This window comes from Flavobacterium sp. SH_e (genome assembly GCF_025717045.1).
Lineage (GTDB): Bacteria > Bacteroidota > Bacteroidia > Flavobacteriales > Flavobacteriaceae > Flavobacterium.
In genome coordinates, this window is the sequence record NZ_JAOVZN010000003.1 from 476913 (window position 1) to 499079 (window position 22167).

Annotated in this window: 19 protein-coding genes, 1 tRNA gene and 1 pseudogene; 7 read left to right on the forward strand and 14 right to left on the reverse strand. The window is 33.0% G+C overall.

Annotation, left to right across the window (positions count from 1 at the left end; all coding sequences use genetic code 11):
• Positions 1–11 precede the first annotated feature (11 nt).
• From OD917_RS06890 to OD917_RS06910, 5 genes are all read right to left on the reverse strand, one after another.
• Positions 12–1256: a glycoside hydrolase family 71/99-like protein gene (locus OD917_RS06890; RefSeq protein ID WP_263522814.1), complete on the reverse strand. Its 1245-nt coding sequence runs from the start codon at positions 1254–1256 to the stop codon at positions 12–14.
• 261 nt (positions 1257–1517) lie between these two features.
• Complete coding sequence (locus OD917_RS06895) at positions 1518–3020, reverse strand: RagB/SusD family nutrient uptake outer membrane protein (RefSeq protein WP_263522815.1); 1503 nt, start codon at positions 3018–3020, stop codon at positions 1518–1520.
• A 28-nt stretch (positions 3021–3048) separates the two neighbouring features.
• A complete protein-coding gene (locus OD917_RS06900) occupies positions 3049–6063 on the reverse strand; it encodes a SusC/RagA family TonB-linked outer membrane protein (RefSeq protein ID WP_263522816.1) in 3015 nt (1004 codons plus the stop codon).
• 25 nt (positions 6064–6088) lie between these two features.
• Positions 6089–7171: a hypothetical protein gene (locus OD917_RS06905; protein ID WP_263522817.1), complete on the reverse strand. Its 1083-nt coding sequence runs from the start codon at positions 7169–7171 to the stop codon at positions 6089–6091.
• Positions 7172–7179: 8 nt separating this feature from the next.
• Entirely contained in the window at positions 7180–7701 is a 522-nt protein-coding gene (locus OD917_RS06910; RefSeq protein ID WP_111289384.1) for a DUF5004 domain-containing protein, read from the reverse strand.
• A gap of 473 nt (positions 7702–8174) precedes the next feature.
• On the opposite strand from OD917_RS06910, the gene OD917_RS06915 reads away from it, so the two are divergent.
• Positions 8175–9773 (forward strand): DUF6377 domain-containing protein, encoded by a 1599-nt coding sequence (locus OD917_RS06915; protein ID WP_263522819.1) that lies wholly within the window; start codon positions 8175–8177, stop codon positions 9771–9773.
• 127 nt (positions 9774–9900) lie between these two features.
• Here the strand turns inward: OD917_RS06915 and OD917_RS06920 are convergent, their stop codons facing one another.
• From OD917_RS06920 to OD917_RS06960, 9 genes are all read right to left on the reverse strand, one after another.
• Positions 9901–11124: a sterol desaturase family protein gene (locus tag OD917_RS06920; RefSeq protein ID WP_263522820.1), complete on the reverse strand. Its 1224-nt coding sequence runs from the start codon at positions 11122–11124 to the stop codon at positions 9901–9903.
• A gap of 135 nt (positions 11125–11259) precedes the next feature.
• The gene (locus OD917_RS06925) at positions 11260–12546 is read right to left on the reverse strand and encodes a Glu/Leu/Phe/Val family dehydrogenase (protein WP_263522821.1); all 1287 of its coding nucleotides are present in this window, start codon (positions 12544–12546) and stop codon (positions 11260–11262) included.
• A gap of 454 nt (positions 12547–13000) precedes the next feature.
• Complete coding sequence (locus OD917_RS06930; RefSeq protein ID WP_263522822.1) at positions 13001–13855, reverse strand: EamA family transporter; 855 nt, start codon at positions 13853–13855, stop codon at positions 13001–13003.
• Between the two features lie 101 nt (positions 13856–13956).
• Complete coding sequence (locus OD917_RS06935; protein ID WP_263522823.1) at positions 13957–15420, reverse strand: magnesium chelatase; 1464 nt, start codon at positions 15418–15420, stop codon at positions 13957–13959.
• 258 nt (positions 15421–15678) lie between these two features.
• Complete coding sequence (locus tag OD917_RS06940) at positions 15679–16797, reverse strand: vWA domain-containing protein (RefSeq protein WP_263522824.1); 1119 nt, start codon at positions 16795–16797, stop codon at positions 15679–15681.
• A gap of 106 nt (positions 16798–16903) precedes the next feature.
• The gene (locus tag OD917_RS06945) at positions 16904–17302 is read right to left on the reverse strand and encodes a YchJ family protein (protein WP_263522825.1); all 399 of its coding nucleotides are present in this window, start codon (positions 17300–17302) and stop codon (positions 16904–16906) included.
• Positions 17274–17507 (reverse strand): hypothetical protein, encoded by a 234-nt coding sequence (locus tag OD917_RS06950; RefSeq protein WP_263522826.1) that lies wholly within the window; start codon positions 17505–17507, stop codon positions 17274–17276. Before OD917_RS06950 ends, OD917_RS06945 begins: the two co-directional genes overlap by 29 nt.
• An 86-nt stretch (positions 17508–17593) precedes the next feature.
• Complete coding sequence (locus tag OD917_RS06955) at positions 17594–17740, reverse strand: hypothetical protein (protein ID WP_095931643.1); 147 nt, start codon at positions 17738–17740, stop codon at positions 17594–17596.
• The gene (locus OD917_RS06960) at positions 17740–18282 is read right to left on the reverse strand and encodes a hypothetical protein (RefSeq protein WP_263522827.1); all 543 of its coding nucleotides are present in this window, start codon (positions 18280–18282) and stop codon (positions 17740–17742) included. The genes OD917_RS06955 and OD917_RS06960 overlap by 1 nt, the downstream gene beginning before the upstream one ends.
• 86 nt (positions 18283–18368) lie before the next feature.
• Here OD917_RS06960 and OD917_RS06965 point away from each other — a divergent pair, with 86 nt between their 5' ends.
• The 6 genes and pseudogenes from OD917_RS06965 (at position 18369) to OD917_RS06985 (ending at position 22139) form a co-directional block, all read left to right on the forward strand.
• Positions 18369–18614 (forward strand): hypothetical protein, encoded by a 246-nt coding sequence (locus OD917_RS06965; RefSeq protein WP_263522829.1) that lies wholly within the window; start codon positions 18369–18371, stop codon positions 18612–18614.
• Between the two features lie 407 nt (positions 18615–19021).
• A complete protein-coding gene (locus OD917_RS06970) occupies positions 19022–19462 on the forward strand; it encodes a KTSC domain-containing protein (protein WP_095931645.1) in 441 nt (146 codons plus the stop codon).
• A 262-nt stretch (positions 19463–19724) separates the two neighbouring features.
• The gene (locus tag OD917_RS06975) at positions 19725–20486 is read left to right on the forward strand and encodes a DUF4369 domain-containing protein (protein WP_263522832.1); all 762 of its coding nucleotides are present in this window, start codon (positions 19725–19727) and stop codon (positions 20484–20486) included.
• An 18-nt stretch (positions 20487–20504) separates the two neighbouring features.
• Positions 20505–20891: pseudogene (locus OD917_RS22600) on the forward strand (TlpA family protein disulfide reductase); the annotation flags it as partial.
• A 430-nt stretch (positions 20892–21321) separates the two neighbouring features.
• Positions 21322–21402: transfer RNA gene (locus OD917_RS06980), tRNA-Tyr, on the forward strand.
• 164 nt (positions 21403–21566) lie between these two features.
• A complete protein-coding gene (locus OD917_RS06985) occupies positions 21567–22139 on the forward strand; it encodes a Crp/Fnr family transcriptional regulator (RefSeq protein ID WP_263522833.1) in 573 nt (190 codons plus the stop codon).
• Positions 22140–22167: the final 28 nt, after the last annotated feature.

Below are 22167 nucleotides of genomic sequence, written 5' to 3' on the forward strand. Positions count from 1 at the left end.
TAATTACAGCTCTATTTTATTTCGCTTATTATTTGTTTTGCTTTTGCTGGCTGCATCGAAACAAAATAATTAAACGCTTGATCGAGTTTTTTCTGGGCTTCGACATTTCCTTTTTTCTGTACGCGTAAATCATACAATTTGCTGATATCTGGAAATACGCTTTCGGTACTTTTTACTCCAGCGAAAGTTTTAATTTTTTCGACAAAAGAATAACCAAATTCAACTGTTGGCTCAATCATCGTTCCTTCTCCGAAATCATTCCATGTAATTAGCTGCAGATAATTGACATTGGCATTTTTAGCCAAAGCAAGAGTTTCATCCAATGTCGCTCCGTTATTGTGTTCGATTATCCATCCAATAGCTGAACCTCCTCCGCCTTCAGCATAAAAATCTTTAAAACCAGGATAAGCACTTCCCATAGCAACGCCCAATTTTGGTTTGGTATTGGTATAAAAATTCGTGAGATAGCTGTTGTCTTTGTATACCCAAGCATATTCGCCAGAAGCATTATCTCCTGCTTTAACAGAATGATCCCAAAGTGTCAAGAAAGTTGGTTTTGTGGTTAAAGTATTAAAGACATTTGTCCATTCAGCTGGGGTCTGTAGAACAATTGGTCCAAAATTCATTAACAGCGGTTTACCATTAATCTTAATATAATTAGCATCAGAAAAATAATTCTTTTCTACATAAGCTAAATCTGTTTTTGCTGCGCCGGTTACTGAAATTGCTTTTCCTGCATTAACAACATTCGTTAAAAATCGATCTTCATAAACAATTGCATATTCTAAACCTACTTTGTCCAGCATTTCAATTAACTGATCTGTATTTTCTTTGATCATTCCATAATCGTTTACATCGTAAGTTCCGTACCAATCGATAAGAATTCCATCAATTCCTGAATATTTCATCAACAATAAATGATTTTCAATCACATTTTTATCGCCTGAGTGATAAGGTCCAATCAGCGGATAATAATAAGATGCGATTTCTCTTCGCCCGTTTGCTCCTACGTTATTTGGATTTTTGTTTGCCATTGTCCAGTGATATCCCCATTTTTTATCTGCACTGCTTTCGTTAGTTTCAAACCACGGCATGTAATGCATATAAATTTTGGTGCTGTTGGTTTTCTCAATCGCAACAGGTTCTGTTTTTTCTGGTTCTACCGGTTTATCTGAACCTTTGTCATCGCTGCTGCAGCCAGCAACCATCACAATACTCATTAAACCAAAAACCAATGATGTGATATATCTTTTCATATTGAGATGCTATTTTATTTATACTTAATAATTTAAACACATAGAAACATAGCTTTTAAAACTTAGAAAGGCGTTTCACTCACATAAATACACATAGCTATGTGTGAGAAACTAGTTTCTTTCTTCGTTCTTTTACACATAAAAATCTATGTTCCTATGTGTTAAATATATTTTAAGCACTGTAGAATCTATTTATTGCAATGTTTAAAAACATGTCAGCCTTCCACGACTAACCAACATGGAAGACTGACATTAAATAACCTAATACCCAGGATTTTGTTTCAGGTTTTTATTAGTAGTTAAAACTGTGCTTGGAATTGGAAAAATCGCTCTATATTGCTCAGTTGCTCCTTTTTCCCACCAAGGCAAGAAGAATGTTCCAAAACGAATATTATCTGTTCTTCTTCTTCCTTCGAATGTAAATTCTTTCAACAATTCTTGGTCAATAAATGCAAGGTCAATTGTTGTAGGCATTTCTTCGCCAGCACGCGCAGTTACTTGTTGCAAAAATGGTTTTGCTAAATCTGGCGAACCTAAACGAACGAAACATTCTGCTTGCATCATTAAGATTTCTGAGTAACGAATTAAAACGAAATCATGATCGCGTTCCCATTGTTCTCCAGCTTTCATTTCATATTTTGCTAAACGAACTCCTTCATTTTCTTTAGCATCGGTCAAACTTGTTAAGTTCTCTGTGTATGTCAATGGTTCTCCATTGTCCATCATAATTACAGAACCCGTTGCAAGATTGATTTGGTCCCCTTCAAGCATGCATTTTTTTCTCTTGTCTGTGTCTGCAAAAGACGAATATACTCCTGGCTGTGCACACATTCCGTTAGCGCTCCAAGGATAGTTTCCTACTGGAGAAATGGCTAATTTTTGATTGTAATGCGCAGACATAGAATTCATATAATTTCCAACTGTTCCAGCTTTTGAATCGTAAGGAATTGCAAAAATGATTTCGCTAGAACCTTGATTTTCTGTTACGAAATTGGCAAAGAAATCTGGCGTTAAACTGTATCCCGTAATTTTTTGACATGTATCGATACAATCCTGCCAACGCGCTACGCCAATAAATGCTTCTGAATTAAGATATAATCTAGCTAGAATTGCGTAAGCAACATTTCTAGTTAATTTAGAATACACCACATTTGGATTTAAATATGGAATAGCATCTGTCAATTCTTTTTCAACAAAATCATAAACTTGTTTTCTTGTCGAATTTGTCGGAAGATCTGTATCTTCAAAATTGGTTACGATTGGCACATTTCCAAATAAATCTAAAAGATTGTAATAGTAATAGGCTCTAAGGGCTTTTAATTCTGCAAAAATTGGTTCCTTAGCTTTTTCAGTCAAAGACGATTTGTTGATTTGATAAATGATTGCATTGATCTTAGCAATTCCAGTATAATTGTAACGCCAAGCTGAAAGAATCATTCTATTATCTGCCTTCCAAGTGTGTCTTTGAGCATCTTGATATTGCCCGCCGTCATACCAGTTTGTTCCTCTTGTTGGAATTGTAGCTTCATCTGAAACTACTTCATTCAAAAAGAAAACATACTCACAAGTTGGAAAGTTATTTGAAATTGCATCGGAGAATCCTCTTAACGAAGAATAACCTCCACCTACCAGCGCATCAATTTCTTTAGTTGTATTTCCGAAATTTCCATCTTCTACCTGATCATACAACTGTTCGTCCAAATCAGTACATGATACCGTAAAAAGCATGCTTAAAAGTATCGCTGCTGTTATTTTGATTTTCATTTTTAATATTTTATGGTTATCAATTCGCTTAGTTATTCAGCGTAAAATTTAGTCCAACAGAAATTGTAGTTGGTCGAGGATAATTGTTGTATCTATCAATTCCAGGAGCAGCCAATCCAGTTTGATCCATTACTCCAGTTTGATTAATTCCGTCTTGAGCATTTAAACCAATCTCAGGATCTACACCTTTGTAACCTGTAATTACAAATAGATTTTCTCCCATTACAAACATTCTAACTTTAGATTTTTTGTATTTCAATGGCAAAGTATAACCAAGAGATAATGTTTGAAGTCTGAAGAAAGAAGCATCTTCGATCCAGTAATCAGAATACTTAGGAGCAGAAGTAATACCGCTGCTTAAGAAAGAATCTGGCACGTTGAAAGCTGGTAATCTGTTTGGATCGTTTAGCATCATGTTTGTAGCATTTAAAGCTTTTTGTCCAAACATTCCGCATCCTGAAACTCCAAGATCAAAATTTCCATAAGTGAAATTCATTCCGATACCTAAAGTCAAATCAGGCTGAATATTTCCTAAATCTGTTTTATCTGCATCTACCAAAGCACTTTCAGAAACTATTTCTCCAGCTGCGTTATAATATTGGATTTTTCCATCAGCATCTAAACCTGCATTTTTAAATCCCCAGAAAGTTCCAACAGGATATCCTTCAGCAATAATTTGAGAATATTGTCCAGACATACCTGCTAAACCATGTAAAGATCCGCTGTAGATGACATCTGTTTTGTAAGTTGGATTCGAAAGCTTTTCAATTTTCTGAACGTTATGTCCAAGTGTCAAATTAGCATTCCAGTTGAATTTATCTCCTTTAATAATATCTGCATTTAAAGTCAATTCAACACCTTTATTTGACATTTCACCAACGTTAGCCAACATTGTTCCCACTAAATATGGCGGCTGAGGCACTTCGTAAGTGTATAATAGATCTTTTGTTTTTTTAGAATAATATTCAAAAGATCCGGTAATTCTGTTGAAAAGACCAAAGTCGAAACCAACGTTAATTTGCTCTGTAGATTCCCATTTCAAATCAGGATTTGGATTTTGTTTTGGAGAATAAGCCAAACTCCAAGTTTTAGTAACAGGATCATAGTAACTGTCATTTCCAACTCCTAAGATAGAAAGCGATTTATACTCACCAATTCCGTCTTGATTTCCTGTAACTCCGTAACCAACTCTAACTTTTAAGTTGTCTAACCAACCTTTTGTAGAACTCATAAATTCTTCGTTAGAAACTCTCCAAGCCGCAGAAGCAGATGGGAATGTTCCCCATTTATTGTTTTCTCCAAAACGGCTTGACCCGTCACGTCTTACAGTCGCAGTCAATAAATATTTACCATCGTAGCTGTAGTTAGCACGAGCATAAAAAGAAACTAAATTTGATTTTCCTTTGTATGAGTAAACGTCACCTAAACGATAGTTGTAACCCGCTCCTAAATTATTATAACCAAAAGAATCCGTTACGAAACCACCTCTTTGTGCTCCAAAACCTTGGTAGATATTTTCAAGGTAAGAATATCCTGCCAAAGCACTAATATTATGCTTATCGATTGTTTTACTGTAATTTACATAAAGTTCACCTTGAGCATTTGTATATTCTCCATAAGTTCTTTGTGCAAAACCTCCTTCAGTTTGTCCTTCCATAACAGCATAAGACGGTTTGTATGTTCCAGCTTTTACAGCATTATGCTCTAACGAAATATTTGCTGTTGCAGTAAAGTCATTTAGGAATTTTACATCTGTTTTAAAATAACCTAAAAGTCTGTGTCTTTCATTATCGAAAGTTCTGTTTGTTAAAATCTCAACTGGATTTTGGTAAATATTTCCTGCTACTGAAGTAAAATTTCCTTCTGAATCGTAAACCGGAATTGTTGGATTTAAGTTGTAAGCTCTTTCAAAAATTCTATAATCAATCGGATGCCATTTGTCTATGTTAGCAAATAATCCAGTATCAAATTTTACGTCTTTATTATCTCCAAGATATTGATAAGCACTAACGTTTCCGCTTAATCTTTCCAAACCAGATCTTTTGATAACTCCTTCATTGTTTAAGTAAGAAAGTGAAGTTCTGAATCCGCTGTCTGCTTTACCAGAATTAATACTTAAAGTATGTGATTGCGAAATTGCTGTCTGCTCAATTGCTTTTTGCCAATTTGTATTTGCACCATAATCTACCGCATCTGCAAGTCCATTCTGGCGTACATAACCTCTCCATTGATTTGCTGAAAGAAGATCTAAATTATCATTCACATAACCAACGCTAGTTTGTCCGTTATAAACAACAGAAACTCCTTTTGTTCCAGATTTTGTTGTAATCATGATCACCCCGTTTGCTCCACGGGAACCATAGATTGCTGTTGCGGAAGCATCTTTAAGAACGTCAACCGATTTAATATCTGATGGCTGAACCACGTTGATATCAACACCCGCAATTCCATCCACAACAATTAACGGACTGTTGCTAGCTGTTAAAGAAGTTCCTCCACGAAGACGGATTGTAGAACCTGCGGCTGGATCTCCAGAAGGACGAATAATATTCAATCCCGCTACTTTTCCTTGTAAAACTTGTTCTGTTGAAGAAATGGTTCCTTTTACTAAATCATCTGCTCCAACTGTAGAAATTGCTCCAGTTAAATCTGATTTTTTCACTTTTCCGTAACCTACAGAAACTACTTGCACTTCTGCCAATGCATAACCATCATTTTGCAGACGAACGTCATAATTAGAAGTATTTGCAGTAATCTGAACTTTCTGTGTTGTTGATCCGATAAACGAAACTTCGATTGCACTTCCTACGGCTACCTGCAGACTGAATTTACCATCAAAATCTGTTGTAGTTCCGTTTTTAGTTCCTACTTCAATGATAGAAGCTCCTGGCAATACATTACCTGTATTGTCATAAACGGTTCCTGATATCTTTTTCGTCTGCGCGAATAAACCAGCAGAAAGAAAAAGCATAAATATCATCAATACCGCTCCTTTAGCAGTCCACATTTGATGCAGGACGCTTTTTGTATTTTTACTATTCATTAGAATTGGTGTTTAATTTGGTGAGTTATTTGTCTAAAGTCTTAAGCGGAATCGTTGTATCCGAAATCGTTTTGTCTTTGTTATCTTTAACCAAAACATGGATTTCGCTTAAAACTGGAGAATCCTTAAGTTCTGAAACTAAGTTGACAAAACCTTTAATTTCTGCAGTTCCTCCAGTAAACTCACCAGAAATTGTTTTTGTGCCCGCTGTAATTGTGTAGATTAATTTGTTTACACCCACTTCGTTGTTTTTTCTAGACATCCCAAGAAAATCTTTTTGACTGATTTGAGTTGGAAAGAAAGCAAAACTTGGCGGCGGTGGCGGAATAAATTCTCCTGCATAAATAACCTGATCGCCTGAATTTGCTGTCCAATTCTCTGCTACCATCAGAAAATTTATTTTTTCCATAACAAAGTCGTCTGGGGCATTGAAGTATTGTTTAGGAATAAAATCCATTCTATAAAAACCATTCCCTAAGTCTTTCAATTTAGTTTTTTCGGCAATTTCTGGTTTTGCGGCTTCATACATTTGCTGAATAGCCCAGTCATTTAAACCAGCATGCATATGTACACTTGGAGTACCAGCAAATGCAGGGTTAAGATTTGCATTAAACAAAATACTTATAGGTTTATCAATTAAAGGTTTTGTTGGATATGGTCTAAACAATTCATCTGAAGTATAAAAAGATGAAAAATCAGTATAAGGCATATTTGCCACATCACTTTGTTTAGATCCATTTTTATTTTTTAGGCGAAACCAGAATCCTGCACTAGCAGCGATTTCATCTGGAGTTTTAGAAAAATAAACTGTTGGAGTTAAAGTAAAACTCCAGATTTTATTCCCTTCATATTTTAATTTCGCAAAGTCTGAAGAGTTTTCCCAGTTTCCTGCATCTGGTTCAGATGGAGACCAAATCCAGATGTATAAATCTTCTGTTTCGGCAAATGTAGATGCCGACATATCAAAATACCATGTAACTTGTTCGTCATACTTGTAAACAACAGGATATGATGACATTGGCCCAACGGCTCCTGCAGCTTCTTGTGCCTGAATAAAATTAGGAGCCATCAACAAGGCAAGTAAAATTGTATATATAAACTTTTTCATATTACTTTTTAATTAATAGCATTTAATTTAAATACATAAGACACAAAATCTACTCCGCCAGAAGAATGCACTAATTGAATCTGCATTTCTTTGGTTTTACCTGGAACTGAAGTCAATCTCAGTTCATCTGTTTTTTGCGTTTTTTGCGCATCGCTATACAAATAGATTTTTGTTGCTACACCATTGGTTGGCTGAAAATCTGAGCTAAGAGCCCAATATCCTTTAGGTGCAAATAACGGAGGGACATCTCCTGTTACTTCATAACTTGTTGGTTTGTTCTTTTCATCTACGTTAAATTTAATTTTGAAATCTTCGTAGTTAAAATAAGTACTCAAGTTTTCTTCATTTGGTTCGATCTTATTTGCTTTCGCAACTTCATCAACCATTTTCAGATTGGTTAATCCCCAATTTCCATTTACTTTCTCATAAAGGGTAATTGGTTCCACGTAGCTTCCGTCATCTGTGTTGTCGCATCCAATAGCAAAAAAACACATCATAAAAGCTAGCCAATAAAGACTTTTACATTTCATAATTTTTTGGTTTTCGTTAGTTTGTTATCCCCTTCAAAAGGATACAGCGAAACTAGACGTTAAATAAATCCAAAAAAAAATATCAGAGAAAAATCAAGATTAAATTCAATATTTTTAAAACACAAAACACTAACAATCAATATTTTATATTTATTTTTACAATTAAAAAATCAAGATGCTGTTTAGATCGAAAACGGCAGTTTTTTAATGGTAAAAATGACAATATGTAAAATATTCAGCATATTTTTTTCATCATACATATATATAACCTCTTTTTATTGTATAATTGCAAATAATTTGACTGTTTTTAACATTTAGCGCTCATTTCCCCTTCAAAAACCATCTTTTAAAGCGATGTTATTAAACTATTTACAAAATCTCTAAGGTCAGATTTTAATTAATCTCAAACTTATCTTAATTTTAAAACGAATTAACTAACTATATCAAAACCCTATCTTAAACCAAAACCAATCATGCGAAGAATATTGATGCTGCTTTTCTTCATCATAGGTTTTTCTCTTACTGCGAAAGAGACAAATCCGTATCTGGAAGAATTAGATCAGGTTCTCTTAAAAAAAGATATTTACCTGAAACAGAAATATCGAAAAATTGAATCTTTAAAGAAAAATGTATCCAAGTTTACACTCAGCCAAAATAATGAAGAGCTGTACAATTGTTATATGTCGTTATTTGACGAATACAAATCTTTTAAATATGATTCTGCTTACTATTATTTAGAGCAATCTAAAATCAAAGCCAAAGCTTTAAAAGATCCCAAATTCTTATCCAAAAGCCGAATTAAAGAAGGCTTTGTTTTATTGTCGTCTGGACTTTTTAAAGAAGCAATTGATACTTTAAATGTTATTGATGACACAAAACTCGATCTGAGAAACAAATTTGAATACTATAATATCAAAGCCCGCGCTTACTATGATTTAGCCGATTACAATCGTGATCAGCGTTTTAATATCCATTATGTACAGCAAGGAAATCACTTTTTAAAAAAGGCTTTAGAATTAATTGGAACCAATACAAATGAATATTGGGCCGCAGAAAGTTTAAAACGCTTAAAACAACAAGATTGGCGCGGTGCCGAATTTGCTTTTAGCTATTGGATCAACAATTACAATCTTCCGCCTGATTATTATGGAATTGCAACTTCAAGTCTCGGATATATTTATTCGGAACGCGGTTATACCAAAAAAGCGATTCAATATTTAGCTCTCGCCGCAATTGCTGATGTTAAAAATGCCACAAAAGAAACCGTAGCATTGCGAAATTTAGCCAACGAACTCTTTAAAATGGGCTATTTGGATAAAGCCAACGAATACATCAACATTGCAATGGATGATGCTACTTTTTATAATGCCAGACATCGAAAAATTGAGATTTCGTCGATTCTTCCAATTATAGAAAAAGCTCAGCTGAATAATGTAAAAGATAAAAATGACAAACTTGAAAAGATTATTATTCTGCTTACAATCTTAACAGTTATCATTTTTGTTTTTCTTGGCATCATTTTCAAACAATTAAAGGAAAAAAATAAAGCCAGAAAAATCATGGCCGATTCGTATTTGCAATTGCAAGAAATGAATGTGAGTTTGAGCGAAGCCAATGCAATTAAAGAGGAATATATTACGTATTTTATTAAAGCAACTTCAGCTTTCATTAATAAAATAGATCATATTCAAAAAAGTACTTTGCATAAAATTATCACTAAAAAGACAGATGAAGTTATTGCAAGTTTGAAACGTTACAACGTAAAGGAAGAACGCGAAAATCTATTCCATCAATTTGATGAAATCTTCTTGAAATTGTTTCCAACTTTTGTAACAGATTTCAATAAATTATTTCCAAATGATCATAAATGCATTGTGAAAAAAGGTGAGCTTTTAAATACCGAACTGCGCATTTTTGCATTGTACAGATTGGGAATTCAAGATAGTAATCAAATGGCAGAGTTCCTTGAACTTTCTGTAGCTACAATTTATACGTATAAAACCAGAATTAAAAGCAAATCTGATTTTAAAGATACTTTTGAGCAGAAAATTATGGAGATTAAGACGATCTAAGGTTCTAATTTTTTTTTAGCCACGAATTCACGAATTATTTTTTTTAATATCTATTCGTGTAATTATCGCGCACAAATTTTACGTATCATTTTAAATAAAAATTCGTGAATTCGTGGCTATCTATTTTTTATTCAGTCGTTTCCAACTGCAAAATGGTATTCTGATAAATTTTACTCAATGAAAACAATTGCTCCACAAAAATCATAATCGCAATTGGAACAAAGAAAAACGCCAATAAATCTTCTTCATATAAAAAATAAGTCGAAATTATTGCGAGACGGGTATATTCTAAATAATACATCCATTTTCTTTGTTCTAATAAAGCGCCACAATTAATTAAAGTCAAAATAACCAGCGAAAGCACAAATATCTTATCGTAACTTTCTAAATAATCAAAATAATAGGTAAAAACCGTTAGAATCAAAGTACAGATTCCTAATTGTATATAAAGGTAGTTTTTAAACCGAAGTCTTTGGTGCGGATTACTTTTATCTTGCAGAAAACGTTTTTCGAGAATCGGGCGAATATCTTGATCCATATCGGCTGGACTTCCAAAAACAGCTTTCCACCTCGCTTTGAATCCGCTGGAGCGTTTCCACAATTCGTAGATTTCAAAATAGTAATGAAAGTGCTGCCATAAGAAACTGTAGCTTTTTAACGGATGTGTTAAACCGTATTTTGGTTTTTCTTCTTCGGTTTGGAAAGTTCCAAAAAGACGATCCCAAAACGTAAACATATCGCCATAATTTTTGTCCAGATATTTTTCATCAGAAGCGTGATGAACACCGTGAACAGAAGGTGTTACAAATACATATTCTAGCCATTTTATTTTGCCAATAAGTTGTGTATGTGTGAAGAAAGAATAAGCACCGTGAACAATCAACATTGTAATGACCATCGTTGGATGAAAACCAATTAAAGGCAAAACACACCAAAACCCTGTTCGAATAATCGCCTGAAAAGTAGTAATTCTAGCTGCTGCCGTAAAATTAAATTCTTCGCTGTGATGATGCACAATATGTGCTGCCCAGAAAAAATTAACTTCATGACCTAATCGGTGATACCAATACCAAACAAAATCGGTTGCTAAAATCAATGCAAACCACACCAAAGCATTACTTGGAATCTCAAATATTCTATAATCGTCATAAATCAAATAATACAATTGATAAAAACTCGCTGCGACAAATAAGTTAATCAGCCGCTCTGCAATTCCTATGGAAATATTGGAAACAGAACTTTCATAATTAAAAATTTCAGGCCTTTTTCTGCGTTGAGCAAGCTTATATTCTAAAAATAAAAAAAGAAAAAAGGCCGGCATGGCAAATGCTAGAAAATTGATATTTTTCATTTATATGATACTTTTCGATTCTAAAAATTTGTTCAATAGTTCAAACGAAAAAGACACTTCCATTAATTACGTTCTTTTAGGAGAGACAAAAAACGTAATCAACGAAAATGATCTTTTACGAAAATAAACCTGATTTTAATTCTGTTTATATTGTGGAGCTTCCAAAGCAACTTCTTTAACCGATTGTGTTTCGGCTACTTTTTTCAAAGCAATAATATAAGCAGCAATACGAGGCGTTACATTGTGTTTTACTGCAACTCTAAAAACAGTATCAAAACCTTTCTCTAAAATATCTTCCAGACGTTTATTTATCTGGTGAATTCTCCAAGATTCTAAAAGCGAATTCTGAAGCCATTCGAAATAAGAAACGGTAACACCACCTGCATTGGCTAAAATATCAGGAACAACTAATATATTTTTATCATGTAAAATTTGATCTGCATCTGAAGCAACTGGACCATTTGCGCCCTCAATGATAATTCTGGCTTGAATATCTCCAGCATTTTTTTGAGTAATAACATCTTCTTTTGCTGCCGGAATCAAAACATCAACTTCCAAAAGCAATAAATCTTCATGTTTAATCGCAACCGAATTTGGATAACCTTTTATCGTCTTGTTATTCAAATTATAATACAAAATCAACTCTGGAATATTAATTCCATTCGGATTGTAAAATGCTTCTGAAACATCACTAACTGCAACAATTTTCACTCCTTTTTCATATAAAAACAATGCAGAATGCAATCCAACATTTCCAAAACCTTGAATTGCTGCCGTAGCTCTCGCAGGTCTGATTTTTAATTTTTCAAGTGCCAAAAGACTAATAATGCTTACTCCTCTTCCTGTTGCTTCTACCCTGCCTAAAGAGCCACCTGAGTGAAGATGTTTTCCTGTTACAACGGCGTGGATTGGTCTTCCGTGTAATAATGAAAATTCATCCATCAACCAGCCCATTTCATCTGGACCTGTTCCCATATCTGGAGCTGGAACATCTTTTTCTGGTCCAAAAATATCAGCCAAAGCTTTTGTGTATGCTCTTGTAATTTTTTCTAATTCAGTTTTAGAATGGTTTCTTGGATCGCAAATAATGCCGCCTTTTGCCCCACCAAAGGGAATTCCAGTTACAGCAGATTTCCAGGTCATCCAGGCGGCAAGTGCTTTTACTTCGTCCAAATTTACAGCAGTGTCATAACGAATTCCGCCTTTTGAAGGTCCTAAAGCTGTGTTATGAATTACGCGATATCCTTCAAAGTTTTGGACATTTCCATTATCTAAAGTAATAGAAAAGTTTACCGTAATTTGTTTTTCAGGGCGCTGTAGTTTTTGACGAAGAGAATCGTCTAATTTTAAAATATCTGCAGCGATATTAAAGCGATCAATCATGGATTGAAACGGATTATGTTTTATAATTTCTGAGCTCATAATATATAGTTTTTAGGTTTGGGTTATCTTTTTATATCTATTGAAAATCTTTTTTTCGATAAAGTCATTTGCTTTTATCTCTTAAAACTGATACAACACGGAATCTTTATTAGACAACGTCGCATCAAAATTTTCATATTTATATTGGTTCTCATATCTAGATTTTTTAACGATTCAAAAAAAAGCCTTTCATGGTGCAATGAAAGGCTAAAAAAAAAAATAACTAACAAGTACTTTCTCTATTAACGCCATTTCAAAACGTGTTTCATCATACAGCACATCGCAAAGCTGCATGGGAAAGACGTCATAATATTTCGGCTATAGTTTTTCATTGTTGAGACAAAGCTACAAAAATATATTTATAAATTCTATAGAATTAGTCGAGTTTATTTTGATTAATTTAAAAACTATCATTAAATCGATTGAAAACTAAAGGATTAGTGCTTAAAAAAAATTATTGTAATTGCGATAAAACGATAAAAATAATGGCAATAAGAGCTAAAAACAATCCTAAAATATTGATTTTAGAAAGTTTTTCTTTAAAGAAATAGGCTCCTACAATTGTTCCCAAAACAATAACTCCCATATTCATTCCTGCAAAAACAGTTGATGGATTTTCTGCAAATGCTTTATGGGCTTTTAGATAAAATAAAATGTTACCGAAATTGAAGATTCCAACCAATACTCCAAATGGAATGCTTTTCACCTCTAACTTTTCTTTTGATATCAATACTTTATACGAGACAATAAATATTGAAATAGCAAAAGCAATTAGAAAAACGAGGAACAAAGAAGTTGTATAAGGAACTACAGTGTATAATGCAATTTTCTTGAACAGAATATCAACAAGTCCAAAACCAAATAGCACTATTGCGGGATAAATCCATTTATTTTCGGTGTTAGCCGATGGCTTTTTTAAAATGAATAAAAGCGCTGCAAAACCGATTAAAACTCCAATTATTTTATAGGTATTAAATCCTTCATTAAATAACAGCCAAGCTGCCAAAATTGGAATAAATAAGGACAATCTTTGAGCTGCATCTGTTTTTGCAATTCCCATATATTTTATCGAAAGCGCTAGAAACAGAAATAATATTGGAAGCAAAATTCCAACAGAAGTGTAAATTTCTAATGGCGCATTATTATCTAATGCATTTAGATCTGGCGTAAAAGTAAAATAGCAAAGCGTAATTGCAGCGATGTAATTGAACGAAATAATCTGTGACGGATTAGCATTATATTTTCTAGAAATTTTGAATATAACACCCACAATAACACTGCAAAGAATACTTAATATAAGGAATAACATAAATTTATTTTTGGACTGTAAAAGTAACTATTGTAAAATAAAAAAGCCTAGCCGGTTTAAAAAAACCAGCTAGACCAGATTAAATTTTATTTATATTCTTTTTAGAATTTACTGATATAACTTCCGTAAATATCTCTAAACTGATTTCCTTTTGCAAAACGATCTTTGCTCAGTTTTTTATATTCAACCAATCCCCATAAAACGAATTCTTTCAAAAAGTATTCATCTTCTTTTGCCGTTTGAGACTGGTATTTTTTCAATAAATCATCTAATGGCGTTACTTCATCTAAAATACTTTTGTATGCTGCATCCGAAGCATCATCTAATAATTCGAAACCGCTTTCCGCGAAAAACCATTCCACAATATCAGAATAAGGTGTTTTTTCGTCTGGTTTTTCTAATTTTTCAATTTTTGGAAAATATTCTGGAAATAATGTTCTAATTGCCGAACCAATTAAGCTTTCTGCCACAACATCGGCTCCCTCCTGTTCTCCCTCGTAAACCAATTCGACTTTTCCTGTAATTGCTGGAGTGATTCCAATAAAATCTGATAAACGAATTGTGGTTTTATCAACACCAGAAATCAATGCACGGCGCTCTGCAGTACTAATTAAATTTTCGAATGCAGTAATACTCATTCTCGCACTTACACCACTTTTGTTATCGATATATTCACTTTCACGAGCTTCAAAACTAATTTGTTCCAGAATATCTCTCGCTAAACTCGGAACATAAACAACATCGGTTTGGTTTTTATCTAATTTAGATTCTTGTTCTGTAATCGTTCTCGCAATCTCAATACTTTCGGGATAATGTGTTAAAATCTGCGAACCAATTCTATCTTTTAAAGGCGTTACAATACTTCCTCTATTTGTATAATCTTCTGGATTTGCGGTGAAAACAAATTGCATATCTAAAGGCATTCTCAATTTGAAACCTCTAATTTGAATATCGCCTTCTTGTAAAATATTAAACAAAGCCACTTGAATTCTGGCTTGCAAATCGGGTAATTCGTTAATCACAAAAATACAGCGATTCGCTCTCGGAATCATTCCGAAATGAATTACACGATCGTCTGCATAAGACAATTTTAAATTTGCAGCTTTAATTGGGTCAACGTCACCAATTAAATCAGCAACCGTTACGTCTGGAGTTGCTAGTTTTTCGAAGAATCGTTCGCTTCTGTTCAACCAAGAAACTGGGGTTTCATCTCCCTTTTCTGCAATTAAATCTTTTGCAAAGCGAGAAATAGGATTTAACGGATCATCATTAATTTCTGAACCTTCCACAAACGGAATATATTCGTCTAATAATTCGACCATTTTGCGCGCCAAACGCGTTTTTGCCTGCCCGCGAAGACCCAACAAATTGATATTATGACGAGATAAAATGGCGCGTTCTAATTCTGGAATTACTGTATTTTCAAATCCGTGAACACCTTCAAAAACAGGTTTTCCAGATTTGATTTTTTCACGAAGATTATTTCGCAATTCATCCTTTATGCTTGTACTTTTATATCCAGCGGCTTTTAATTGACCTAATGTTTTTATAGTTTTTATTTCCATTGTATTGAAATGTAAATTTTTATTTTTATTTTTTTTCAAAAGGCAAAGCATTGTGTCTTCACTTTGCGTAGACACACTGCAGTGCGTCTCTACGATATACGGAACGTTTATTTTATTGCTGACGAAACCTTTGAACCTTTGTTACTCTGAACCTTTGAACCTAGTTAGACACACTGCAGTGCCTCTGTACGATATACGGAACGTTTATATGCGCATGCAGAAACCTTAGTATCTTAGCATCTTAGGACCTTAGCAACTCTATTTAATCCTCTTCTTCCTATTCGCTTCATAATCTTCAAAAATCATTTCACCCAAACCTTTAATTCCAGTATAAAATGCTTTTCCTTGATTAGCCTCAGTAAACTGATTCACAAAACGCTGTAAATAAGGATCTCTAGCAATCATAAAAGTAGTAATTGGGATATGAAGTTTTCTTGCCTGTTGCGCTTGCGTGTAACATTTATCCACAATATATTCATCCAGACCGTTACTATTCATATAATAAGAACCATCTCGCTCACGAACGCAGCTTGGTTTTCCGTCAGTAATCATAAAAATTTGCTTGTTCGTGTTACGCTTTCTGCGAAGGATATCCATCGCCAATTGCAAACCTGCAACTGTATTTGTGTGATACGGCCCAACTTGTAAATAAGGTAAATCTTTGATCGGAATTGTCCAGGCATCATTTCCAAAAACCAAAATATCTAAAGTATCTTTTGGATATCTTGTCGTGATTAATTCTGCCAGTGCCATGGCAACTTTTTTTGCTGGAGTAATACGATCTTCTCCATACAAAATCATACTGTGGCTAATGTCGATCATTAAAACCGTACTCATTTGGGCTTTGTACTGAGCATCTTCTACGATCAAATCGTTTTCAGTCAGCATAAAACTTTCTACGCCATTATTAACTTGCGCATTTCGAAGACTTTCGGTTAATGAAATTCTCTCTAAGCTATCACCAAAATTATATTCACGGAATTCTCCCGTATGTTCGTCACCACTTCCTGCATATTTTGTTTTATGATTTCCGCTTCCAGATTTTTTTAAGTTTCCAAAAATTTGATCTAAAGCTTGCTGTCTGATTGCTCTTTCAGTTTTTGCCGTAATGCCAAAACCAGAACTTCCATCGCCTTTTACTTCATCTTTGATGTATCCTTTTTTCTTAAGGTCTTCGATAAAATCGTCAATTGTATAGTTCTCATCGGTAAGTTTGTATTCTTTATCCAGTTCCCGAAGCCAATTTATAGCTTCATCAAAATCACCCGAAGTATGAGTGATCAACTCTTTAAAAATCGTAAAAAGTTTGTCAAACGGAGACTGAAAAGGAGCTTCGTAAGTCTTAAAATAAAAGCCTTTTTTAAATTCGTTTTTCATAAATCTAAAATTACGTCTTTTTGGAATTATGAAAAACGAATCGTTTATTAATTTTTAGTTAAAATATTTAATCAAAAATCTCAACTAACAGTGTTAGATATAATAATTATTCAAACTTTCCATCCAAATAATACCAAGCGCCATTTTCAAATTTAAAAGTAGAAAATTCATAATGCACTTGCGGTTTATTATCTGAATCTAAAAAATAAGCTTTGAATTCTACTGTGTTTTCAGAAAAACTCAAAATCTCCAATTTCTGCCATTTATTAGAAACTGCCCATCTTAAAATTTCAGATTTCGAATAATATTTTCTTTCTGAAATATAAGTCGTTTCCATTAAATAATCGGCATTATGGGTCGCATACGCCGAATATCTAGAACGCATTAAAGTTATTGCAGAAGGTGCTTTTTGATTATTATTGAGATACAATCCGCAGCAATTTTCAAAAAGCAGTCCTGTATCGCAGAAGCATTTCTTACTCTTCATCAACTGGTTCTTCTCCATTAATTTTAACATGAAGTTGGTTTAACAAAACCTGATAACGAGTTATTTCTCGAACTTCTTCATCCTCTTCAGCAAAATCAATCATTTCGTCTAATGTTTCACTTACTTCTAATAATTTATTATTTGCTTCTCTGTCATTTTTCGCAGCGATTAAATCAATGATTTCTTGTACGCTTGCTTTTAAGTTTTCAAATTTACTATTCATGTCTTTTTTTTGTTTCTTTTGTTTCAGGTTTCAAGTTTTGCTACGTTAACTTGAAACGTTAAACCTGAAACTTGAAACCATTTATATTACTCTTCATTTTTACTTTCGTTGAATTTCTTCACGATTTCTTTTAATTTTTCTTTTCGGGCAATTTCTGCTTGCTTTGCTTTTGCTTGGGCTTTATGCAATTTATCGTTGTGTTTTTTGATGTTCCTTTCGTTATTTCTTCCCATTACACCTCTCTTTTAATTTGTTCTAACGTTTTTTCTGTGAAAATCAATTCTTTGATAATCTGTTTTCTCAAGTCATCAATATCATCATAATCAAAATATTTTGCCCACGAAGTCAATTGTTGCAGGTTTCGAACTTGTTTTAATCTTTTTGTGGTTTCAAAACTTGTTCTTAAAATTGCCTTTCCATCATATTCCGGATTATTCTTGTGTTCATAATTGGCAAGATTGTTTTCGAAATCGGCTTTTATGTAATATAATTTCTCTTCAGCATTGTCTGGATAAAACTCTTCCCATTTTGCAAACCCTATTTTAGTTTTAGATTCTGTTTCTGGATTTCGGGCAATTAAACGCCATTTGCTATTTGCTAATCTTCCCCAATGGTTCGAAACGCGGTACATTCCTTCTTCTGTATAATAATAGGTGCTTCCTGCCTTACTTTCAAATTGCTTTTTCAATCCTTGAATAGAATCTGGCAACACTTCATTAAAAGCGCAAAACGTATTTTTAAAAGAATTAGGATGTGGCTTAAAATTTTTCTGCATGTGCAAATATACTCAGATTACGGCGAACTCCATAAACCAATCCTAAATTGCTTACCTTTGTACTTTAATTTCAAAATAAAAAAATCATGTCTAAAGATTTAGAAAAAAAAATGCCTCAAAAAGGAGTTTTTACTGGCATTATCGAAAAAGATGAAAACAATAATTATTTCTGTGGAGAATATCTTTTAGACTACAAAATGGTTCAGGCTAAATTTAATGAAGGTGATTGGATTACAATAAAATCAGTTATTGAAAATCCAAGTGACATGAGCTACGATAAATATCCAAAAAAATCAAGAAACTTCGATAAAGCGAATCATAAGCCAGAATAGATTTTTTGTTTCAGGTTTCAGGTTTCAGGTTTCAGGTTTCAGGTTTCAGGTTTTGTTGGAACGTGTAATTTTTAACGCAAAGTACGCTAAGATTTTTTTTACTGCATGTTATACTTTGAAAATATTTAAGTTCGCAAAGCCTTGTATAGATTAAAGCTTTGCGAACTTTATGTTTATAAACATTTTGCTCAAAAAAAATCTTAGTGTTCTTTGCGTAATTCTTAGCGCACTTTGCGGTTAAAAAACGATTCTAATATCTAGTTAACATTTTAATAAACCAACTTTCCTGAATATTTTTTCGATCAAAACTAAAAAGTTAAAAAAAAGTGTACCTTTGCAAAAAATTTGTCGATTTGAACTAAAACAGAACGATTTCAAACTAATAGACAAGTAGTTACCTTTTATTTATGAAAAAAATAGTTGAATACCGCAAGTTACTAAACGTAGAAAAAACTGCAGAGTTAAAAGATTTAAAGACAATTTATCGTAATGCGATGAAAGAATCTCATCCTGATAAATTTGTGGGAAATGAAGCTGGTTTAAAAGAAGCAGAAGAAAAAAGTAAAACAATTATCGAAGCTTACCACTTTTTAGTAAGTATTCACCCTGATACTATCAAACTTAATTTACCTGAATATACAGAAACAATTTCAACTTGTTCTATCACAGATTATAAATTTGTTGAAGGCCGTTTAATTATTGATTTTTCTAACGGAAGTGTTTACGAATACATTAGTGTTCCAAAAGCAACTTACGTGAAAATGGTAAATGCAGATTCTCCAGCAAGATTTGCTAAAAGACATATCTTAAACTCTTTTACTTGGAGAAAGAAAACAAATCAAGAATAGTCTACAAACACTATATTTTACCAAAAAGCACTCTATGAAAAGAGTGCTTTTTTTATGTCCAAAAATTTAAAAATTAATTATAAAGAATTAAAATAAGGTTTTGATTAAGAGTTTTAAATCAAATCGGACCAACAAACACACTGATTTAATGGGTTTTAAATCAAAAAAAACTATAACAAAATTTTAGGTAGCAAAATTCTGTATGTTATATAATTTTAGATACTTTTGTTGCACAAATCAATTAACTAATTAATTTTTTATAATGAAAAAAATACTTTTTGTACTTACAGCTTCTGCAGCTATTATTTCTTGCAGCAAAGTTAAAGATGGAGAATACCTTATTACAGGTACTGCCACAGGGATTGAAAATGGAAAAACGATCATCTTACAAGGTGCTGACCCTGCTACAAGAATGCCAATTTCTCTTGACACAGTAAAAGTTGAAAACGGAAAATTTGAAATAAAAGGAAAAGTAACAGAACCAGCTTTCCACTCTTTAATTTTACAAGGTGCTAATGGTCCAATTCCATTTATCCTAGAAACTGGAGAAATTAAAATTGCAATTGACAAAGATAGTATTCATAAATCTAAAATTTCTGGAACTTACAACAATGACGAGTACTCAACTTTCATTGAAGAAATGACAAAAACTCAAAAAAGTTTAATCGATTTCCAGAAAAAGAACAACGATAAAATGAAACAAGCTCAACAAGCTCAAGATACAGCAGTCATCAACAGCTTAATGAAGCAATACATGGAAATCCAAAAAGAAGTTGGTGAAACTAGCAAAAAGAAATATTTCACTTATGCTGAAAGCCACCCAAAATCTTTTATCTCAGCTATTATTGTTCAAAATTTATTGAATGATCCAGCAGCTGACACTAAAAAATTAGAAGGAATCTTCAATTCTTTTGATGAGTCTTTAAAAAATTCAGCTCCAGGAAAAGAAATCAAAACTAGATTTGGTCAAGCAAAAATGCCATCTGTTGGTGCAACAGCTCCAGCAGTAGGTAGCGCAAAATGAAGAGCCGATTTTTCTGCTCCTAATCCAGAAGGAAAAGTAATTTCTCTTAAAGAAAGTTTAGGAAAAGTAACTATTGTAGATTTCTGGGCTTCGTGGTGCGGACCTTGTAGGCAAGAAAATCCACATATTGTAGCACTTTATAAAGAGTTACATGCAAAAGGTTTAAATATTGTTGGAGTATCTTTAGATAAAGATGCTGCAAAATGGAAAGAAGCTATTGCAAAAGATGGATTAACTTGGACTCAAGTTTCTAATTTAAAATTTTGGGAAGAACCAATTGCAAAACAATATAATGTTGAAGCAATTCCCGCTACTTTTATTCTTGATGCGTCAGGAAAAGTAGTAGCGCGAGATTTAAGAGGTGCTGAATTAAAAGCAAAGATCTTAGAATTATTAGCAAAATAATCCTATTTTTTATAAATATCAAAAAATCTCCCTCGTGGAGATTTTTTTTGTCTTTTCAGAAATTCAAGAATAAAGTTTCATCAAAAAGAATTAAAATTCCAACTTAAAAAGATTATTAAGCCAATTACAAAAAAAAATAAAAGATATTTTCTCGTCAATATTTATTTAATACCTCAATAATAACAATATTTCACGACTTTATTAAAGATAAATCCAAAGCAAAAATCGAATAATTATTATAAATATAATCCTACTTTTGCAAATAAGTAAAAAAAAATGCATTTTAGATGTTTTTTATTTTATTCAATTCCAATGAATTAAAAAATAACTTTAAAATAACTTAAAATTAAGTCATTTTTTTGTTTGGAAATGTAGAAAGAGTTCCTATCTTTGCCACCGCTTAGAACAACAAAGCACAAAAGCTGAGATCGGGGAGATACTCAAGCGGCCAACGAGGGCAGACTGTAAATCTGCTGTGTGAACTTCGCAGGTTCGAATCCTGCTCTCCCCACAAAAGTCCTACTCTTTGATTAGGACTTTTTTTTTTTGCATTAAACTTAAAAATGCTTTTACGTTCAAATCTAACTTATGCTTTTCTTCTTTCCAACGAACATTCAAATAATCATTATTTTTTAATTTATTACATTTAAACCGAAACTTTGCAATAACAAATTAATGAAAGAGCAGTTTAGACGGCATATAGAAAAAATATCTCCCTTGAGTGATGAAAAGTTTGATTATGTATTTTCTTTTTTTAAATCTAAAAAAATAAGGAAAAACAGTATAATTATAAGTTCCGGAGATTTAGTTTTTCATGAGTACTGGGTATTTAAAGGATGCTTAAAGGCTTCTTACATGCTTGAAGATGGAAAAGAAAGAATCATAAGATTTGCTGTTGAAGATTGGTGGGTTAGTGATTATGATGCTTATTTTAAAAACGCCCCTGCCACACTCAGTATTGAATCTCTTGAAGATTGCGATTTTTTGGTTCTTTCTCTAAATGATCGGGAAAAGCTCTGTAATGAATTACCTGAAATGAATTATTTTTTCAGAAAAAAGATTGAAGCCGCTTATTCTGCTTTTCAGAGACGTCTTGTTTCCATGCTTTCTAACGATGCAAAGAAACATTATGAAATTTTCGTTAACCAATATCCTATGCTTATGGAACGTCTTCCTAAATCAATTATCGCTTCTTATCTAGGAATTACCAGAGAAACACTCAGTCGTATTTCTAATGCTCCAATGTGATTTACATCACGGCTTCGGCGTGATCTGC

Coding starts and splice junctions, on each gene's coding strand:
- OD917_RS06895 (WP_263522815.1), bottom strand. CDS start 3,020: ATGAAAATCAAAATAACAGCAGCGATACTTTTAAGCATGCTTTTTACG.
- OD917_RS06900 (WP_263522816.1), bottom strand. CDS start 6,063: ATGAATAGTAAAAATACAAAAAGCGTCCTGCATCAAATGTGGACTGCT.
- OD917_RS06965 (WP_263522829.1), top strand. CDS start 18,369: ATGTCTAAAGATTTAGAAAAAAAAATGCCTCAAAAAGGAGTTTTTACT.
- OD917_RS06950 (WP_263522826.1), bottom strand. CDS start 17,507: ATGAATAGTAAATTTGAAAACTTAAAAGCAAGCGTACAAGAAATCATT.
- OD917_RS06955 (WP_095931643.1), bottom strand. CDS start 17,740: ATGGGAAGAAATAACGAAAGGAACATCAAAAAACACAACGATAAATTG.
- OD917_RS06920 (WP_263522820.1), bottom strand. CDS start 11,124: ATGAAAAATATCAATTTTCTAGCATTTGCCATGCCGGCCTTTTTTCTT.
- OD917_RS06985 (WP_263522833.1), top strand. CDS start 21,567: ATGAAAGAGCAGTTTAGACGGCATATAGAAAAAATATCTCCCTTGAGT.
- OD917_RS06935 (WP_263522823.1), bottom strand. CDS start 15,420: ATGGAAATAAAAACTATAAAAACATTAGGTCAATTAAAAGCCGCTGGA.
- OD917_RS06930 (WP_263522822.1), bottom strand. CDS start 13,855: ATGTTATTCCTTATATTAAGTATTCTTTGCAGTGTTATTGTGGGTGTT.
- OD917_RS06975 (WP_263522832.1), top strand. CDS start 19,725: ATGAAAAAAATACTTTTTGTACTTACAGCTTCTGCAGCTATTATTTCT.
- OD917_RS06945 (WP_263522825.1), bottom strand. CDS start 17,302: ATGGAGAAGAACCAGTTGATGAAGAGTAAGAAATGCTTCTGCGATACA.
- OD917_RS06925 (WP_263522821.1), bottom strand. CDS start 12,546: ATGAGCTCAGAAATTATAAAACATAATCCGTTTCAATCCATGATTGAT.
- OD917_RS06940 (WP_263522824.1), bottom strand. CDS start 16,797: ATGAAAAACGAATTTAAAAAAGGCTTTTATTTTAAGACTTACGAAGCT.
- OD917_RS06910 (WP_111289384.1), bottom strand. CDS start 7,701: ATGAAATGTAAAAGTCTTTATTGGCTAGCTTTTATGATGTGTTTTTTT.
- OD917_RS06970 (WP_095931645.1), top strand. CDS start 19,022: ATGAAAAAAATAGTTGAATACCGCAAGTTACTAAACGTAGAAAAAACT.
- OD917_RS06915 (WP_263522819.1), top strand. CDS start 8,175: ATGCGAAGAATATTGATGCTGCTTTTCTTCATCATAGGTTTTTCTCTT.
- OD917_RS06905 (WP_263522817.1), bottom strand. CDS start 7,171: ATGAAAAAGTTTATATATACAATTTTACTTGCCTTGTTGATGGCTCCT.
- OD917_RS06890 (WP_263522814.1), bottom strand. CDS start 1,256: ATGAAAAGATATATCACATCATTGGTTTTTGGTTTAATGAGTATTGTG.
- OD917_RS06960 (WP_263522827.1), bottom strand. CDS start 18,282: ATGCAGAAAAATTTTAAGCCACATCCTAATTCTTTTAAAAATACGTTT.